Source organism: Microbacterium sp. cx-55, from assembly GCF_021117345.1.
GTDB lineage: Bacteria > Actinomycetota > Actinomycetes > Actinomycetales > Microbacteriaceae > Microbacterium.
This window is the reverse complement of the sequence record NZ_CP088261.1, coordinates 2,151,886-2,166,486: the sequence shown is the minus strand read 5'-3', so window position 1 is coordinate 2,166,486 and position 14,601 is coordinate 2,151,886. Positions and strand designations below refer to the sequence as shown.

At 70.7% G+C, this 14,601-nt stretch carries 12 protein-coding genes; 6 read left to right on the top strand and 6 right to left on the bottom strand.

Features of this window, described 5'->3' with window-relative positions; translation table 11 throughout:
* The first annotated feature begins 168 nt into the window (after nt 1–168).
* From LQ938_RS10235 to LQ938_RS10220, 4 genes are all read left to right on the top strand, one after another.
* Nucleotides 169–828: an alpha/beta fold hydrolase gene (locus tag LQ938_RS10235; RefSeq protein ID WP_223720690.1), complete on the top strand. Its 660-nt coding sequence runs from the start codon at nt 169–171 to the stop codon at nt 826–828.
* A gap of 71 nt (nt 829–899) precedes the next feature.
* Nucleotides 900–1,937 carry a lactonase family protein gene (locus LQ938_RS10230; protein ID WP_223720691.1) on the top strand — a complete coding sequence of 346 codons (1,038 nt, stop codon included), beginning with the start codon at nt 900–902 and terminating at the stop codon, nt 1,935–1,937.
* Between the two features lie 95 nt (nt 1,938–2,032).
* Nucleotides 2,033–2,929 (top strand): DUF817 domain-containing protein, encoded by an 897-nt coding sequence (locus tag LQ938_RS10225; RefSeq protein WP_223720692.1) that lies wholly within the window; start codon nt 2,033–2,035, stop codon nt 2,927–2,929.
* 12 nt (nt 2,930–2,941) lie between these two features.
* Complete coding sequence (locus LQ938_RS10220; protein ID WP_223720693.1) at nt 2,942–4,609, top strand: ABC-F family ATP-binding cassette domain-containing protein; 1,668 nt, start codon at nt 2,942–2,944, stop codon at nt 4,607–4,609.
* Between the two features lie 15 nt (nt 4,610–4,624).
* Here the strand turns inward: LQ938_RS10220 and LQ938_RS10215 are convergent, their stop codons facing one another.
* Nucleotides 4,625–4,969 (bottom strand): LysR family transcriptional regulator, encoded by a 345-nt coding sequence (locus LQ938_RS10215; RefSeq protein ID WP_223720694.1) that lies wholly within the window; start codon nt 4,967–4,969, stop codon nt 4,625–4,627.
* 133 nt (nt 4,970–5,102) lie between these two features.
* Nucleotides 5,103–6,497, bottom strand: a complete 1,395-nt coding sequence (locus tag LQ938_RS10210; RefSeq protein WP_223720695.1) for an APC family permease — start codon at nt 6,495–6,497, stop codon at nt 5,103–5,105.
* Nucleotides 6,498–6,685: 188 nt separating this feature from the next.
* On the opposite strand from LQ938_RS10210, the gene LQ938_RS10205 reads away from it, so the two are divergent.
* Nucleotides 6,686–8,050 carry a maltokinase N-terminal cap-like domain-containing protein gene (locus LQ938_RS10205; RefSeq protein ID WP_223720696.1) on the top strand — a complete coding sequence of 455 codons (1,365 nt, stop codon included), beginning with the start codon at nt 6,686–6,688 and terminating at the stop codon, nt 8,048–8,050.
* Between the two features lie 45 nt (nt 8,051–8,095).
* Here the strand turns inward: LQ938_RS10205 and LQ938_RS10200 are convergent, their stop codons facing one another.
* A complete protein-coding gene (locus tag LQ938_RS10200; protein WP_223720697.1) occupies nt 8,096–8,335 on the bottom strand; it encodes a hypothetical protein in 240 nt (79 codons plus the stop codon).
* 529 nt (nt 8,336–8,864) lie between these two features.
* On the bottom strand, nt 8,865–10,364 hold the full coding sequence (locus tag LQ938_RS10195; RefSeq protein ID WP_223720698.1) for an MDR family MFS transporter: 1,500 nt from the start codon (nt 10,362–10,364) through the stop codon (nt 8,865–8,867).
* A gap of 184 nt (nt 10,365–10,548) precedes the next feature.
* Between LQ938_RS10195 and LQ938_RS10190 the strand changes: the two genes are divergently transcribed.
* Nucleotides 10,549–12,441 carry an ABC transporter ATP-binding protein gene (locus LQ938_RS10190; protein WP_374197451.1) on the top strand — a complete coding sequence of 631 codons (1,893 nt, stop codon included), beginning with the start codon at nt 10,549–10,551 and terminating at the stop codon, nt 12,439–12,441.
* A gap of 51 nt (nt 12,442–12,492) precedes the next feature.
* Here the strand turns inward: LQ938_RS10190 and LQ938_RS10185 are convergent, their stop codons facing one another.
* Nucleotides 12,493–13,458 carry a glycosyltransferase family 2 protein gene (locus LQ938_RS10185; RefSeq protein WP_223720700.1) on the bottom strand — a complete coding sequence of 322 codons (966 nt, stop codon included), beginning with the start codon at nt 13,456–13,458 and terminating at the stop codon, nt 12,493–12,495.
* Nucleotides 13,455–14,600: a cysteine desulfurase family protein gene (locus tag LQ938_RS10180; protein ID WP_223720701.1), complete on the bottom strand. Its 1,146-nt coding sequence runs from the start codon at nt 14,598–14,600 to the stop codon at nt 13,455–13,457. Before LQ938_RS10180 ends, LQ938_RS10185 begins: the two co-directional genes overlap by 4 nt.
* Between the last annotated feature and the right edge of the window lies 1 nt (nt 14,601).

Genomic DNA, 14,601 nt, shown 5'->3' with positions numbered 1-14,601 from the left:
TGAGCGCGTTCTTCCCGCGGGAGCAGGAGCGGGAGCGGGAGCGGGCGCGGGCGAGCGCGGGACGGGGCGGCCCGAAGTAAGCGAGCGAGGCTCGCCGCACACGGTGGCGCGCGGCGCGCGAACGTTAGGCTGGAACGTCGACACCCACCCCCGCGAGAGGATGCACGAATGCCGGACTCCCAGATCTTCGAGCCCGACGGCCGCGCCATCCCGTTCGAGGTGGAGGGCGACGGGCCCGCGGTCGTGCTGCTTCCCGGGCAGGGCCTGAACATCGGATACCTCGGCCCGCTCGCGCATTCGGTGGCGCAGGAGGACTTCCACCTCATCCGGATCGGTGCACGTCGACCCACGGATGCAGCCGTCACGCTGCACGATCTCGCCCAGGACGTCGTCGATGTCCTCGACCACCTCGGTGTGGCCGACGCGTGGGTCGGGGGACACGCCTTCGGCGGCACGGTCGCGCGCTTCGTGGCGATCGACCATCACGACCGCGTCAACGGCGTGTTGTTGCTCGGCGTCGAGGGCACCGCGGGGTCGGACGGTCCGGATGACGGCACCGACGTCGCCCGCGACAAAGACCTCGAGGCCATGCAGCGCGCGGCGCGCGAAGCGACCGGTGAACTGTCGGCGCTCGCCGATGGCGTGCCCGTGCTCATCATCCAGGGCACGGAGGACACCATCACTCCGACGGCGAACGGCGAGCTGCTGCGCGCCGCGGCGCCCGGCCTCGTCAGCGTCGTCGCGGTCGAGGGCGGCGGGCACCTCTTCCCCGCGACCCACGTCGGCGCGACGTCCTGGGCCATCGAGGACTACCTCGACTGGGACTGACCCTCATCTCGAACGACCCTCGGTGACGGCGGATTCGGCTGACCCCCGTTCGGAGTGCATACGATCGAGAGATGACCGAATCTCTCGTCCTCGTGGCCAACTCCGGTGATGGCAGCATCAGCACCTTCCGATTCTTCGACGGCGCGCTCGAGCGCATCGCGCTCACCGAAGGACTGACCGGAACGTCGACGTTCGCCGTCGATTCCACGCGGGGCCTGGTCTACGCGGGCGTCAAGGGACGTACGAAAGAAGAGTCGCCCGGCATCGTCACGCTCCGCCTCGACCGCGCGAGCGGCGCGCTCGAGCAGATCTCGCGCCTCGACCTGGTGGGCGGCGGCATGAACTACCTCAGCCTGTCGCACGACGGAACGGTGCTGCTCGGTGCCTCGTACGGCGGCGGCTTCGGTATCAGCGCTCCCATCGTCGACGGCGTGGTCGGCGAGCCGGCCTCCCGCATCGAATTCCCGAACCTGCACTCGGTGCTGCCGAGCGCCGACGGGCGGAACGCCTACTTCGTCTCCCTCGGCGCCGATCTGATCGCCCAGTACGCGCTGGCGGATGACGCGACCCTCACGCCGCTCGACCCCCCGACGGTCGCGGCGCCGGCCGGCAGCGGCCCGCGCCACCTGGTGCTGAACGCGGCCCAGGACGCGGTCTACGTGCTGACGGAGTTCTCGGCCGAGGTGTTGCACTACACGCGCGACACCGCGACCGGCGCGCTGACCCTCCAGGGCGCCGCGGATGCGTTCGACCCGACGCGCGGCCTCACGCGCAGCCGGTTCGGCGCCGACCCGCGGGCGGAGCACCTCATCTGGGGTGCTGATCTGCACGTCGCCGACGACGGAAAGCGACTCTGGGCTTCCGAGCGATCTGAGAGCACGCTCGGCGCCGTCCTCGTCGCCGAGGACGGTTCTCTCGCGGCGCCCACCCGGTTCGTCGACACCGAGCCGCAGCCGCGCGGGTTCCACATCAGTGCGGACGGCGCGTATCTGGTCGCCGCGGGCGAGCAGTCCACGACCGTCTCGCTGTACGCCGTGCACGGCGACGACCTCGACCTGCGGGGTCGGGCGGAGACCGGGCGCACCGCGAACTGGGTGCGGTTCGTCTGACGGGCGCCGGACCTGACCGGGGCGCCGGACCTGACGCGGCGCCGGACCTGACCGGACCACACCGGTCATTCAGCCGCGCGCCCTAGCCTCGCGGGGTGCAGAAGCCCACGCGCCTCGAACGACGCCTCGACGACCGGGCCCACCGCATCCTGCGTCGCGCCCCGAGCACCGGCTGGCGGGGCGCGCTCGTCGAGATCGGCGTCTTCTTCGCGAAGCAGGCGTGGGCGTGCGTGTTCGGGGCGCTGCTGCTCGCCGTGATCCTCGCCGCCCGCCTCTGGTATCCGGATGCGGCCCCGCTCGCCCGGAACGATGCCCTGACGATCGCCGCCGTGCTGATCCAGATCGGCATGATCGCGGCGGGCCTGGAGAACCGCCGCGAGCTCTGGGTGATCGTGGCGTTCCACATCACAGGGACGGCGATGGAGATCTTCAAGACCGACGCGGGATCGTGGATGTATGACGCCGGCGGGGTGCTGCGGATCGCCGGAGTGCCGCTGTTCAGCGGGTTCATGTACGCCGCCGTCGGGTCGTACATGGTGCGCGTGTACCGGCTCTTCGACATCCGGTTCCGCCGGTATCCGCCGGTCTGGGCGACCGTGATCGTCGCGGCCGCGATCTACGCGAATTTCTTCCTTCATCACTTCTGGTGGGACGCCCGCTGGGGGCTGATGGTCGCCGTCGTCGCCCTCTGGCTGCCCACGGTTCTGCACGCGCGAGTGTGGCGCGCGCGTCTGCGCCTACCGCTCCTGCTGGTGTTCGCGGGGGTAGCGGCCGTCATCTACCTCGCCGAGAACATCAGCACCTGGGCCGGTGCCTGGCTGTACCCGAACCAGGTGGACGGGTGGGAGCCCGTGTCGCTGTCGAAGCTGAGTTCGTGGTTCTTGCTCATGATCGTGTCGGTCGTGCTGGTCACCCTCGTGTATCCGCCGCGCGCCCCGCGCCCGGCCGCCGCCCGTGTGCGCGGGGTGGTGCGCGGAGCCGCCTGCCGGTGACAGGATTGACGGATGACCGCCACACTCGTCGCCCGAGACCTGGCCGGCGGGTACGGCCACCGCACGCTCTTCGACTCGCTCGATCTGACCGTCGCCCCCGGTGATGTCGTCGGGGTGGTCGGCGCGAACGGCGCCGGAAAGTCGACGCTGCTGCGATTGCTCGCCGGCATCGATGAGCCCCAGGGCGGTACGATCTCGCTCGCCCCGGCCGACGCCTTCGTCGGCTGGCTTCCGCAGGAGCACGAGCGCGTCGCGGGAGAGACGGTCGCCGCCTACATCGCCCGGCGCACGGGCTGTGCCGAAGCGACCCGCGTGATGGATGCATCCGCCGCCGCGCTCGGCGACCCGTCGCTCGCGGAGGGTTCCGGCATCGACCCCGCCGACGCCTACTCGACGGCGCTGGACCGATGGCTCGCGAGCGGCGCGGCCGACCTCGATGAGCGCCTTCCCGTGGTGCTGGCCGATCTGGGGCTCGATCTCGGTGGCGTGCCGGCGGATGTGGCGACCATGACCTCGCTCTCGGGCGGGCAGGCCGCGCGCGTCGGGCTCGCGGCTCTGCTGCTCAGTCGCTTCGACATCGTGCTGCTCGACGAACCGACCAACGACCTCGACCTCGACGGACTCGAGCGGCTCGAGGCGTTCGTGCGCGGCCTCCGGGGCGGCGCCGTGCTGGTCAGTCACGATCGGGAGTTCCTCGCGCGCGCGGTCACCCGCGTGCTCGAGCTCGATCTCGCGCAGGCGTCGAATCGCGTGTTCGGCGGCGGATACGACGCCTACCTCGAGGAGCGCGCGACGGTGCGCCGCCACGCGCGGGAGAAGTACGAAGAGTTCGCCGATAAGAAGGCCGATCTCGTCTCCCGCGCCCGCACGCAGCGCGAGTGGTCGAGTCAGGGCGTGCGAAACGCCATGAAGAAGTCACCCGACAACGACAAGATCCGGCGCAAAGCCGCTGCCGAGTCGAGCGAGAAGCAGGCGCAGAAGGTGCGGCAGATGGAGAGTCGGATCGCGCGACTCGACGAGGTCGACGAGCCGCGCAAGGAATGGCAGCTCGAGTTCACGATCGGGGCGGCTCCGCGCTCCAGCTCTGTGGTCGCGACGCTCTCCGGTGCGGTGTTCCGCCAGGGCTCGTTCACCCTCGGTCCACTCTCGGTGCAGATCAACGCGGGGGAGCGCATCGGCATCACCGGCCCGAACGGCGCCGGCAAGTCGACCCTCCTCCGCGCGCTGCTCGGAACCCAGCAGCCCGACGAGGGCACCGCGAGCCTGGGCGCGAACGTGCAGGTCGGTGAGATCGATCAGGCGCGGTCGTTGCTCGCCGGGACGCAGCCGCTCGCGGATGCGTTCGAAGCGCTCGTGCCGACGCTCGCCTCCGCCGACGTGCGAACCCTCCTTGCGAAGTTCGGGCTGAAGGCCGACCATGTCGGGCGCCCCGTCGATGAGCTGTCACCGGGCGAACGCACGCGCGCGGGCCTCGCCCTCCTGCCGGCCCGGGGGATCAACGTCCTCGTCCTCGACGAGCCGACGAACCACCTCGATCTGCCGGCCATCGAACAGCTCGAGCAGGCGCTGGAGTCGTACGACGGCACCCTTCTGCTCGTCACGCACGATCGCCGCATGCTCTCGACGGTGCGCACCGATCGGCATTGGCGGGTCGACGGCGGTCAGGTCGCCGAAGCGTAGGGGGAATGCGGCGGGTCAGCGACCCTGGCGCTTCTTGTACGGCTTCGGCTGGCCCTTCACCACGGGCGTGCGCCCCTTGCCCTTTGATGCTTTGGCTTTGCCGCCCGCCGGAACGACCGGCTTCTTCGCGGGGGCGGGCGCGGCGGCGATCTCCTGCTTGGCATCGACGAGCAGTAGCGCCCCGGCGGGCGTCAGCGTCGTCGGGGCATCGCGGGTGATCAGCGGCTGCCCGATCTCGGATTCGAGCTTGTCGATCGACGAGTAGAGCGAGGCGAGCGGGATGCCGAGGGTGCCCGCAGCGCGCGGGAAATGGAGTTCTTCGGCGACGGCGACGAAGCGCTCGAGCAGTGTGAGGTTCACAGGGGGCCTTTCGTCGGCCGATGCGGATGGCGACCGTACCCAGGCTAACGCCGGGGGCGCGGCCCCGCGGAAGGCGCCGGCGATCGGCCCTGCGGGGCGGCGGACCGCATCCGCCCCGCAGACACCACCCGAGCTACGCGTCGGTGTTTGTTCCCGGCGCATCGCCGGCGTCGCGAATGGTCTGCAGCTCGGCGGTCTCGGAGCGCACCTCGCTGTTGCGCTTCAGTCGCGCGATGACGAACAGCACCGAACCGATGGCGATGTAGACGAGCGAACCGAGCCACACGGCACCGGACTGCTGGGCGAGCAGCACAATGCTCGCGATGATCGCCAGGATCGGTACGACGCGCGGCACGGAGAAGTGCGAGTGCTCGACCTTGTCCTTCTTCAGCACGAGCACGCTCACGTTCGCCGCGAGGAAGACCAGGAGGAGGAGCAGCACGGTCGTCTCGGCGAGCGATGACACGTCGCCGAGGAACGACAGGGCGATCGTGGCCCCCGCGACGACGACGATCGAGACCCACGGGGTCTGACGCTTCGGCAGGACGCGTCCGAATGCGCGGGGGAGGAGTCCCGAACGCGCCAGGCCGTAGCCGACGCGGCTGGCCATCACCATGAAGAGCAGGGCACCGTTCGCGATCGCGATCAGCGCGATGATGCCGAAGAGCCACGCGGGCACCCCGACTCCGCTCGCCGCGACGACGTCGAGCAGCGGGCCGCTCGATTCGGCGAGCTCTGCGGGCGGCAGCACGATGACGGCGCCGATGGCGATCAGCAGGTACACGACGGCCGCCGTGATGATCGCGCCGAAGAGCGCGCGCGGGTAGTTCTTGGAGGGGTTCTTGACCTCTTCGGCCATGTTCGCGGCGGCCTCGAACCCGAGGAACGAGAAGAACGCGATGACGGATGCGGCGAACGCGCCCTGCAGCGGCGGCACGTCCGGGGCGAACTCGAAGATGCGGCCGGGGTCGCCGTTTCCGGCGCCGAAGGCGATCGCCGCGACGACGATGACGATCACGAGACCGGACACCTCGATGATGGCGGCGACGAAGTTGGCGCTGAGCGATTCCTTGACCCCCCGGAGGTTGATGAGCGTCAGCAGGACGATGAAGACGGCCGCGGCGGGGGCGGCCGGCACGTCGATGAGCGCGGCGAGGTAGTCGCCCGCGAACGCGTTCGCGAGGGCCGCGGCCGTCGTGATGCCCGACGCCATCATCAGGAATCCGACGAGGAACGACAGGTAGGGGATGTGGAACGCCCGGTCCACGTAGCGGGCGGCGCCACCCGCGTGCGGGTACTTGGTGATGAGTTCGGCGTACGTACCGGCCGTCAGCAGCGCCACTACGAGGGCGATCAGGAGGGGCAGCCAGATCACACCGCCGACATCCGCCGCCATCGTGCCGACGAGTGTGTAGATGCCGGCGCCGAGGGTGTCGCCCACGATGAAGGCGAACAACAACCACCCGCCGACCGCGCGCTTGAGACCGCCGCCGCTCTTCGCTTCGCTCGCTGAGATGTCCGTTGCCATCGCACCACTTCAGCGGCTTCGACGCTCGCACGCAACGACCTGGCCACGGTTGCCGCGGTGCCCTTCAGTGTGCTAACCGCGCGCGGACGTCTCTTTCGTGATGCATCGCGTGCCGGCACTGCCTAGAGTTTTCGACCGCCGGAATCAAGGGCGACCGGATGCGGACCCGCCCGTGCCAGCATGGCGTCATGACGCTGACTGTCGACCTGGACACTCTTTCCGAATGGCTGCCTCGTCAGCGCTGGTACGCGACCAAGGGACGCGTGCCCCGCCTTCGGGTCATCGCCGCGATGGCGGTTCCCTCGCCCGACCCGGATGCGGAGATCGCCGTCCACCTCGTGATCGACGAAGCGCACGAGGCGCCGGTGCTGTACCAGGTGCCCGTCGTGTCCCGCTCGGCGGCGGTCGATGACGGCGCGGGCGCGCTGATCGGTCGATCGGGCGATCGGTGGCTCTACGACGGACCCCACGATGCCGCGTATGCGCAGGCCCTGGTGGCCGCGATGGCCGACAGTGCCCGGGTCGACGTTGCCGGTGCGAGCCTGCGCGGGCAGGTGTTCTCGGCGCCCGGTCGAGTGACGCGGGCGCACGTGCTCTCGGGAGAGCAGTCGAACACGTCGCTCGTTTGCGAGGTCGAGGGCGGGTCGACGCCGACCGCGATCGTCAAGGTCTTCCGGGTGCTGCACCACGGCGAGAACCCCGACGTCACCACCCAGAGCGCTCTGACCGCCGCCGGATCGCACCGCGTGCCGGCATCGCTCGGAGCGCTCGTCGGCACCTGGCCGGATCCCGGTCGCGCCGACGGCCAGGCGCGCGGCCACCTGGCCTTCGCGCAGGAGTTCCTCTCCGGGCTGCAGGACGCTTGGGTCGTCGCGCGGGATGCCGCCTCGCGCGGAGAGGACTTCAGCATCCCGGCCCGTGATCTCGGTGTGGCCGTCGCGGAGGTGCACGCGACGCTCCGCGGCGCCCTCCCGGTTGTTCCCGCGGGCCCGGCCGAGATCGAATCGGCGCTCGTCAGCCTGCGCCGTCGCCTCGCGATCGCCGTGCGCGAGGTTCCGGCGCTCGAGCCGCTCGCTCCGCGCATCGAGGCCCTGTACCGCGCCATCGCGGGGATGGCGTGGCCGGCGCTGCAGCGGATCCACGGCGACCTGCACCTCGGTCAGGCGGTGCGCTCGCCCGAGCTCGGCTGGGTCCTGCTCGATTTCGAGGGGGAGCCGCTGCGGCCGATGCCGGAGCGATCACGGCCCGACCTTCCGCTTCGAGATGTGGCCGGAATGCTCCGCTCGTTCGACTACGTCGCCGGCTCGCTCGCGCAAGAGACCCCACCGATCGACGCGGCATCCTGGGCCTCCACCGCGAGGAACGCGTTCCTCGACGGGTACGTGGCCGCATCCGGCGACGACGTACGTTCGCGTCGCGCGCTGCTCGACGCGTTCGAGATCGACAAGGCCGTGTACGAGGCGATCTACGAGGTGCGCAACCGTCCGGCGTGGATCGGGATCCCGCTCACGGCGATCACCCGTCTCGTCGAGCGTTCCTCGCCCCCGGTCTGAGTGGGCGCGGCCGAACGCGATCGGGGCGGTCGAGCGAGGGGGTGGTCAGCGACTCCAGCCGGAGACGTTGAACCAGGCGGCGCGATCGGCGGCCGCGGTGTCGTCTTCCGCTCCGCGAAACGCATCGTGCAGTGTGAGCACGCCGTCGGCCACCGCAGCGAACCCCCAGCACTCCGGGCAGAGCGCGCGCCCGTGCGGAAAACCGTTGGGCAGCGGGTGTGCGGGCTCTGCCGGAGCGCCCGAGCCGGGGCACGCCGCCGCATCCGCCTGCCGGTCCGACCACATTCGGCTCGTGCCCGAGCGGTTGTGCAGACCAGCGTGGCCGCGGGGGCGCGTGCACACCGCGCCGTGCGACCGGCTGCGGCACCATTGCGCGCTCGGAAAAGTCACCGGAACCGCCGGGTGACCGTGCGCAACATGGCAGAACGGGAGGGCAGGCCGGTCGTGACGTGGCTCATGGGTCGATTCTTCCCGAGTTGTGCACGCAGGCGGCCGAGCAGGGCCGTGCCATCGCGGCACAGCGTCCCGGTCGCCCCTCGGCGAGGCCGTGCCCGAGCGCGCCAAACGGCGCTCGGCCCGCGGAGGCGAGCACCGGGTCTAGCATGGTGAGCATGTCTGCACCCCGGCCGATCCAGCTCCAGCCCGCTCCCGCCCCGGAGAACCTTCTTCCGGTGATCGAGGATGCCGCATCCGGATGCTGCGGCGGCGGCTCCTGCAGCGTCTGATCGTCCCGACGCCTCGCGCCGGGTGATCACCGGGGCAAAGCCCCGAGCGATCACTCCGGCGCTGCCGGCAGCCTGATCGCCTGACGCGGTCAGTGACCGGCCGGAATCCCCACGCTGTCGTCGGGCTTCCGGATGAAGAACGCGCTGATGATCGTCGGAATCGCGACGATCGCGGCGAACAGGAACGCTCCGCGCGCACCCGCCGCCCACGCGGCCTGATCGCTCGCCGCACCTGCAACGTAGCCGGCGTTCATGATCGTGATCATGACGGCGATGCCGGCGGCTCCCGCCACCTGCTGCACGGTGCTCACGATCGCGCTGCCGTGCGAGTAGAAACGCGGTTCGAGCGAGCCGAGCGACGCCGTGAACAGCGGGGTGAACGACATCGCGAGACCGAGCGACAGGAACGTCTGGGTGACCAGCAGCTCCCAGATCGGCGTCGTCTCGCTCAGGGTCGTGAAGACCCAGAGAAGAACCACGACGAGGATCGAGCCGGGGAGCAGCAGCACGCGGGGGCCCCAGCGGTCGTAGATGCGGCCGATGAGGGGACCGGCGAGGCCCATCGCGAGTGAGCCGGGCAGCACGACGAGGCCGGTTTCGAGCGGGCTCAGGCCCATGGCGTTCTGCGCGAAGAGCGGCAGCACGGTGATCGTGCCGAAGAACGCGAGCGACATCACGGCGAAGTGCGCGACCGACAGCGAGAAGTTGCCGGAACGGAAGACGCGCAGATCCAGCAGGGCGTCGTCGGTCTTCTGCAGGCGCAGCTGACGCCACACGAACAGTGCGAGCGATACCACACCGATGGAGAGCGCCACCCAGAGGGTGAGCGCCGATGCCGTTGCGGCGGCGTCCGCATCCGCTCCGCCGCCGTGCGAGGAGCCGCCGCCGATCTGCGCGAGACCGTAGACCAGGCCGCCGAAACCGAACGCCGACAGCACGATCGACAGGATGTCGACGCGCGCCCGACGCTTCTCGCCGATGTTGTGGATCAGGCGCGCGCCGACGCCGAGCGCGACGAGCGCGATAGGGAGAACGACGCCGAAGATCCAGCGCCAGCTGAAGTTGTCGAGGATGAATCCCGAGAGAGTCGGGCCGATCGCCGGGGCGAGGGCCATGACGATGCTGATACGGCCCATCATGCGCCCCCGCGTCTGCGGCGGAACGAGGGTCATCACGGTCGTCATGAGCAGCGGCATCATGATCGCGGTGCCGGAGGCCTGCACGACGCGGGCGATCAGGAGCACCTCGAAGCCGGGAGCGAGGAAGGCGATCAGGGTGCCGGCGGAGAACAGCGACATCGCCGTCACGAACACGGCGCGCGTGGTTAGGCGCTGGAGCAGGAAGCCCGTGATCGGGATGACCACGGCCATCGTCAGCATGAAGGCGGTCGTCAGCCACTGGGCGAGCACCGCGGTGATCCCGAGGTCGGTGATCAGGTGCGGGATCGCCACACCCATCGTCGTCTCGTTCAAGATCGCGACGAACGCGGCGGCGAGCAGCAACCAGATCACGCGGTTATCGTTGCGGGCGACTGGCGTGGCGGTGCTCGGACGGGAAAGGGAACCGGTCTGAACGGCATCGACGTGCATCGTCGTCTCCTCAAGAGGCGGGGTACGGGGATGTGCCGGAACCGGCGAACGTGAAGACTAACGGCGACCGGTGACATCGCATTCCCGTTTTCGTGAACGGATGCAGATCCGCCCGCCCGCCGCGGTGGCTCCCGCCGCTTCCGGGCCGGCGTGCGCAAGACAGATCTAGGCTGTGCGGATGAGCATGCCCATGGGACCGCAGCGTCCTGTGTCGTTCCGCCGTGCGGATGCATCGAGTCAACGCGCGGTCAACGCGCAGGCGCCGCGCATCGACCACCTCGGCGCCCGCGTCGCGGCGCTGTTCCGGCCCTATCGCACTCGCCTCGTGTTCACGGCGGGTCTCGTCGTCATCGGTGCGGCGATCGCGGTCGTGCCGCCGCTCATCGTGCAGCGCATCTTCGACGACGCGCTCTTCCCGACCGACGGCGGTGCGGTCGACATGAGTCTGCTGCTGCGTCTGGTCGGCATCATGACCGCCCTCTTCTTCTTCTCCGCGGGGCTGCAGGTGCTGCAGACCTGGCTCACCTCGACCGTCGGCAACAACGTCACGGGCGACCTCCGGGTGCGCCTGTTCGAGCATCTTCAGGCCATGGAGCTGGGCTTCTTCACGCGCACCAAGACCGGGGCGATCCAGTCGCGTCTGCAGAACGACGTCGGCGCGGTGTCGGACGTGCTGACGAACACCATGACGAGCATCCTCGGCAACACGGTCACCGTCATCGCCTCGCTCGTCGCGATGATTCTGATCGACTGGCGCCTGACGATCGTCGCCGTGTTCATGATGCCGATCCTCGCGCTGATCCAGCGCCGGGTCGGGCAGGTGCGGGCGCGGATCGCGGGCCAGACGCAGGAGTCGTTGTCGGAGTTGTCCGCCATCACCCAGGAGAGCCTGAGCGTGTCCGGCATCCTGCTCGCGAAGTCGTTCAACCGACAGGGCGACGAGTCGCGCCGGTACCGCACCGAGAGTCTCGTGCAGGTGCGGCTGCAGGTGCGGCAGGCGATGAGCGGGCAGGGGTTCTTCGCGCTCGTCGGCGTGATCATCGCCAGCGTGCCCGCCGTCATCTACCTCATGTCGGGCATTTTCCTCTCCGACGGCGCGGACGGCGCCGCCACGATCACGGCCGGCACGATCGTGGCGTTCACGACGGTGCAGGCGCGCCTCCTGCAGCCGCTTATGGGCCTCATGCGCGTGGCGCTCGATCTGCAGACCTCGGCGGCGGTCTTCGCGCGCATCTTCGAGTACCTCGACCTGAGGCCGGCGATCCAGGATTCGCCCGGCGCGATCGATGTCGCTGGGGCTCCCGGCCCGGTCGGGCGGGTGGAGCTGCGGAACGTGTCGTTCCGCTACCCGGGGGCGACCGACGAGTCTCGGCCGACGCTCGCCGACGTCTCGTTCGTCGCCGAGCCGGGCCAGCACGTCGCGCTCGTCGGCCCGAGCGGGGCCGGGAAGACGACCGTGCTGTACCTCGTGCCGCGGCTCTACGAGGCGAGCGCCGGCAGCGTGCTCTTCGCGGGAGCCGACGTGCGCGACGTCACGACCGCCTCCATAATCGATCGGATCGGCATCGTGTCGCAGGAGACGTACCTCTTCCACGCGACCGTCCGCGAGAACCTGCGGTACGCGAAGCCGGACGCGACGGATGCGGAACTCGAAGCCGCGTGCCGCGCCGCCAACATCCACCACGTGATCGACGGATTCGAGCAGGGGTACGACACGGTCGTGGGGGAGCGCGGCTATCGGCTGTCGGGCGGCGAGAAGCAGCGCATCGCCATCGCACGGGTGCTGTTGAAAGACCCGCCGGTGCTGCTCCTCGACGAGGCGACCTCGGCGCTCGACACCGTCTCGGAGCGTCTCGTGCAGGCCGCCCTCGACACGGCCGCGCACGGCCGCACGACGATCACCGTCGCGCACCGGTTGTCGACCGTCGTCGGGGCCGACGTCATCCACGTCGTCGACGGTGGGCGCATCGTCGAGTCGGGCACCCACCAGGATCTGCTCGCCCGCGGCGGGCTGTACGCCGATCTCGCGGCCGAGCAGCTCGCGGCCGCCCGGATCATCGTCGACGAGAGCGCCTGACCGAGCCCCGGTCCGGCCGCGCCGTGACGGGGTGACCCCCCCCGGGCTGCGCTACCAGAGGCGGGCGGCCGCGAGTGCGGTGAGCGCGTCGTCGGCGAGCGGGATGGATCCGCTCTCGGCGCGGTCGAAGAGATCGCGGGTGAAGATGCCGAGCGCGCGGCGGTAGGCGTCATCCGGATGCTCGGCGGCGATTCGCGTGAGGCGCGGCACATCCATCCGTAGCATCTGACCCAGCCGCGCGTGCGCCGCGCGGCGGTGGCCGGTGCTTTCCAGCACGTGCAGGCCCTCGCTCATCGCGTCGAGGCAGTCCCGCAGCACGTCGAGGCGGTTCTCGTGCTGCGTGATCGAGGATCCGTCGCCGCGTTCACGCCAGTGCACGACGACGTCGGGCACCACATCGAAGCGGCGTGCCCGCGCGAACATCGTCTGCGCGACGACCTGGTCTTCGTACAGGCGCCCCTCGGGGAAACGGATGCCGCTGTCGCGCCAGAACGCGGCACGGCTCACCTTCGACCAGGCGACGACGTTGGCGGAGGCGTCGGGGTGCTCTTCGAGCGTGACACCGCGGCGCTCGGGCGCGGTCGCGGCCGCCACCCACGGCTGCACGAGGCCGGGCGCGTATCCGCCGGCACCGTCCGGTCGCAGCCGCACGTAGGCCGCCGCGACCAGGTCGCTGCCGGTCTCATCGAGCACCGCGACCAGGCGGGCGAGCGCGCCGGGGAGGAGCACGTCGTCGGCGTCGAGGAACCCGATGAACGGCGTCTGCACGAGCGCGAGTCCGGCGTTCCGGGCGGCGCCGAGGCCTTGGCGACGGTCGTGCCGGATCACCCGGAATCGCGGGTCGGCCGCGGCTGCGGCCTCGAACATCGCGCCGGTCGTGTCGGTCGACCCGTCGTCGACGAGCACCGCCGTCCACTCGGTGAGCGTCTGTGCCCGCAGCGAGGCGAGCGCTTCCGCCGCCCAGGGGGCGACGTTGTATCCCGGCACGATGATCGTGATGAGGGCGGCGGTGGTCACGGCCCCGAGTGTACGGCGGCGACGGATGCGGCGACCGCATCCGCGACCGCGTCGAGGGACGCGGACAGGTCGTGCGGGAAGGTGAAGCGCACGGCCGTCTGGGCGACGGCGGGGGCGATGCCGAGCGCGATCAGCACGTGCGAGGGCTCGTCGCTGCCGGCGGCGCACGCCGACCCGCTCGAGGAGACCACGCCGCGGCGCTCGAGTTCGAGCAGCACGGCCTCGCCGCTCGTGCCGGCGAAGGTGAAGCTCGCGGAGGCGGGGAGTCGCGCGCTCGGGTGCCCGGTCAGGCGCGCCGTGGGCACGAGCGCGGCGACCCGCGCGATGAACGCGTCGCGGAGCGCGCGCACGCGCGCCGCGGACTCCTCGCGTTCCCGTTCGGCGAGTTCGAGCGCGGCCGCGAGCCCGACGGCGCCCGCGACGTTCTCGGTGCCGCTGCGACGACCCCGCTCCTGCCCTCCGCCGTGCAGGAGCGGCTCGAGCGGGATGCGGCCGCGCACCGCGAGAACCCCCGTGCCCTTCGGCGCGCCGACCTTGTGGCCCGCGATCGTGAGGGCATCGACGCCGAGGCCCGCGAGCGGCAGCCACCCGGCGGCCTGCACGGCGTCCAGGTGCACCGGGATGCGGCGCTCCCGCGCGGCGGCCACGATCCCGGCGACGTCCTGCACGGTGCCGACCTCGTTGTTCGCGTAGCCGACGCTCACGAGAGCCGTGTCGTCGCGGAGCGCGGCGGCGACCGCATCCGGACTCACCCGTCCGTACGCGTCGACCGGAACCCGGGTCGAGGTGAATTCGTGCACGCGTTCCAGGGCAGCCACGGACTCGAGGATCGACTCGTGTTCGAGGGGAGTCGTGACCACGTGCCGTGCGCCGCGGGCGAGGCGAGCGGCGACCGCGATGCCCTTCACAGCGAGGTTGTTGCCCTCCGTGCCGCCGGACGTGAAGATCACGTCTCCCGCGCGCATGCCGATCACCTCGGCGACCCGGGCGCGCGCGTCGGCGAGTGCGCGGGCCGCCTCCTCGCCGACCTCGTGGTGGCTGGAGGGGTTGCCGAACGCGTGCGTCCAGTAGGGCAGCATCGCCTCGAGCACCTCGGGGCGCACGGCCGTGGTGGCGGCGTTGTCGAGGTACAGGCTCGCCATC

Excerpts from the sequence above, each read along its gene's own strand:
- LQ938_RS10235 (WP_223720690.1), top strand. The coding sequence starts at position 169 with ATGCCGGACTCCCAGATCTTCGAGCCCGACGGCCGCGCCATCCCGTTC.
- LQ938_RS10230 (WP_223720691.1), top strand. The coding sequence starts at position 900 with ATGACCGAATCTCTCGTCCTCGTGGCCAACTCCGGTGATGGCAGCATC.
- LQ938_RS10220 (WP_223720693.1), top strand. The coding sequence starts at position 2,942 with ATGACCGCCACACTCGTCGCCCGAGACCTGGCCGGCGGGTACGGCCAC.
- LQ938_RS10210 (WP_223720695.1), bottom strand. The coding sequence starts at position 6,497 with ATGGCAACGGACATCTCAGCGAGCGAAGCGAAGAGCGGCGGCGGTCTC.
- LQ938_RS10205 (WP_223720696.1), top strand. The coding sequence starts at position 6,686 with ATGACGCTGACTGTCGACCTGGACACTCTTTCCGAATGGCTGCCTCGT.
- LQ938_RS10200 (WP_223720697.1), bottom strand. The coding sequence starts at position 8,335 with ATGTGGTCGGACCGGCAGGCGGATGCGGCGGCGTGCCCCGGCTCGGGC.
- LQ938_RS10195 (WP_223720698.1), bottom strand. The coding sequence starts at position 10,364 with ATGCACGTCGATGCCGTTCAGACCGGTTCCCTTTCCCGTCCGAGCACC.
- LQ938_RS10190 (WP_374197451.1), top strand. The coding sequence starts at position 10,549 with ATGCCCATGGGACCGCAGCGTCCTGTGTCGTTCCGCCGTGCGGATGCA.
- LQ938_RS10180 (WP_223720701.1), bottom strand. The coding sequence starts at position 14,600 with ATGGCGAGCCTGTACCTCGACAACGCCGCCACCACGGCCGTGCGCCCC.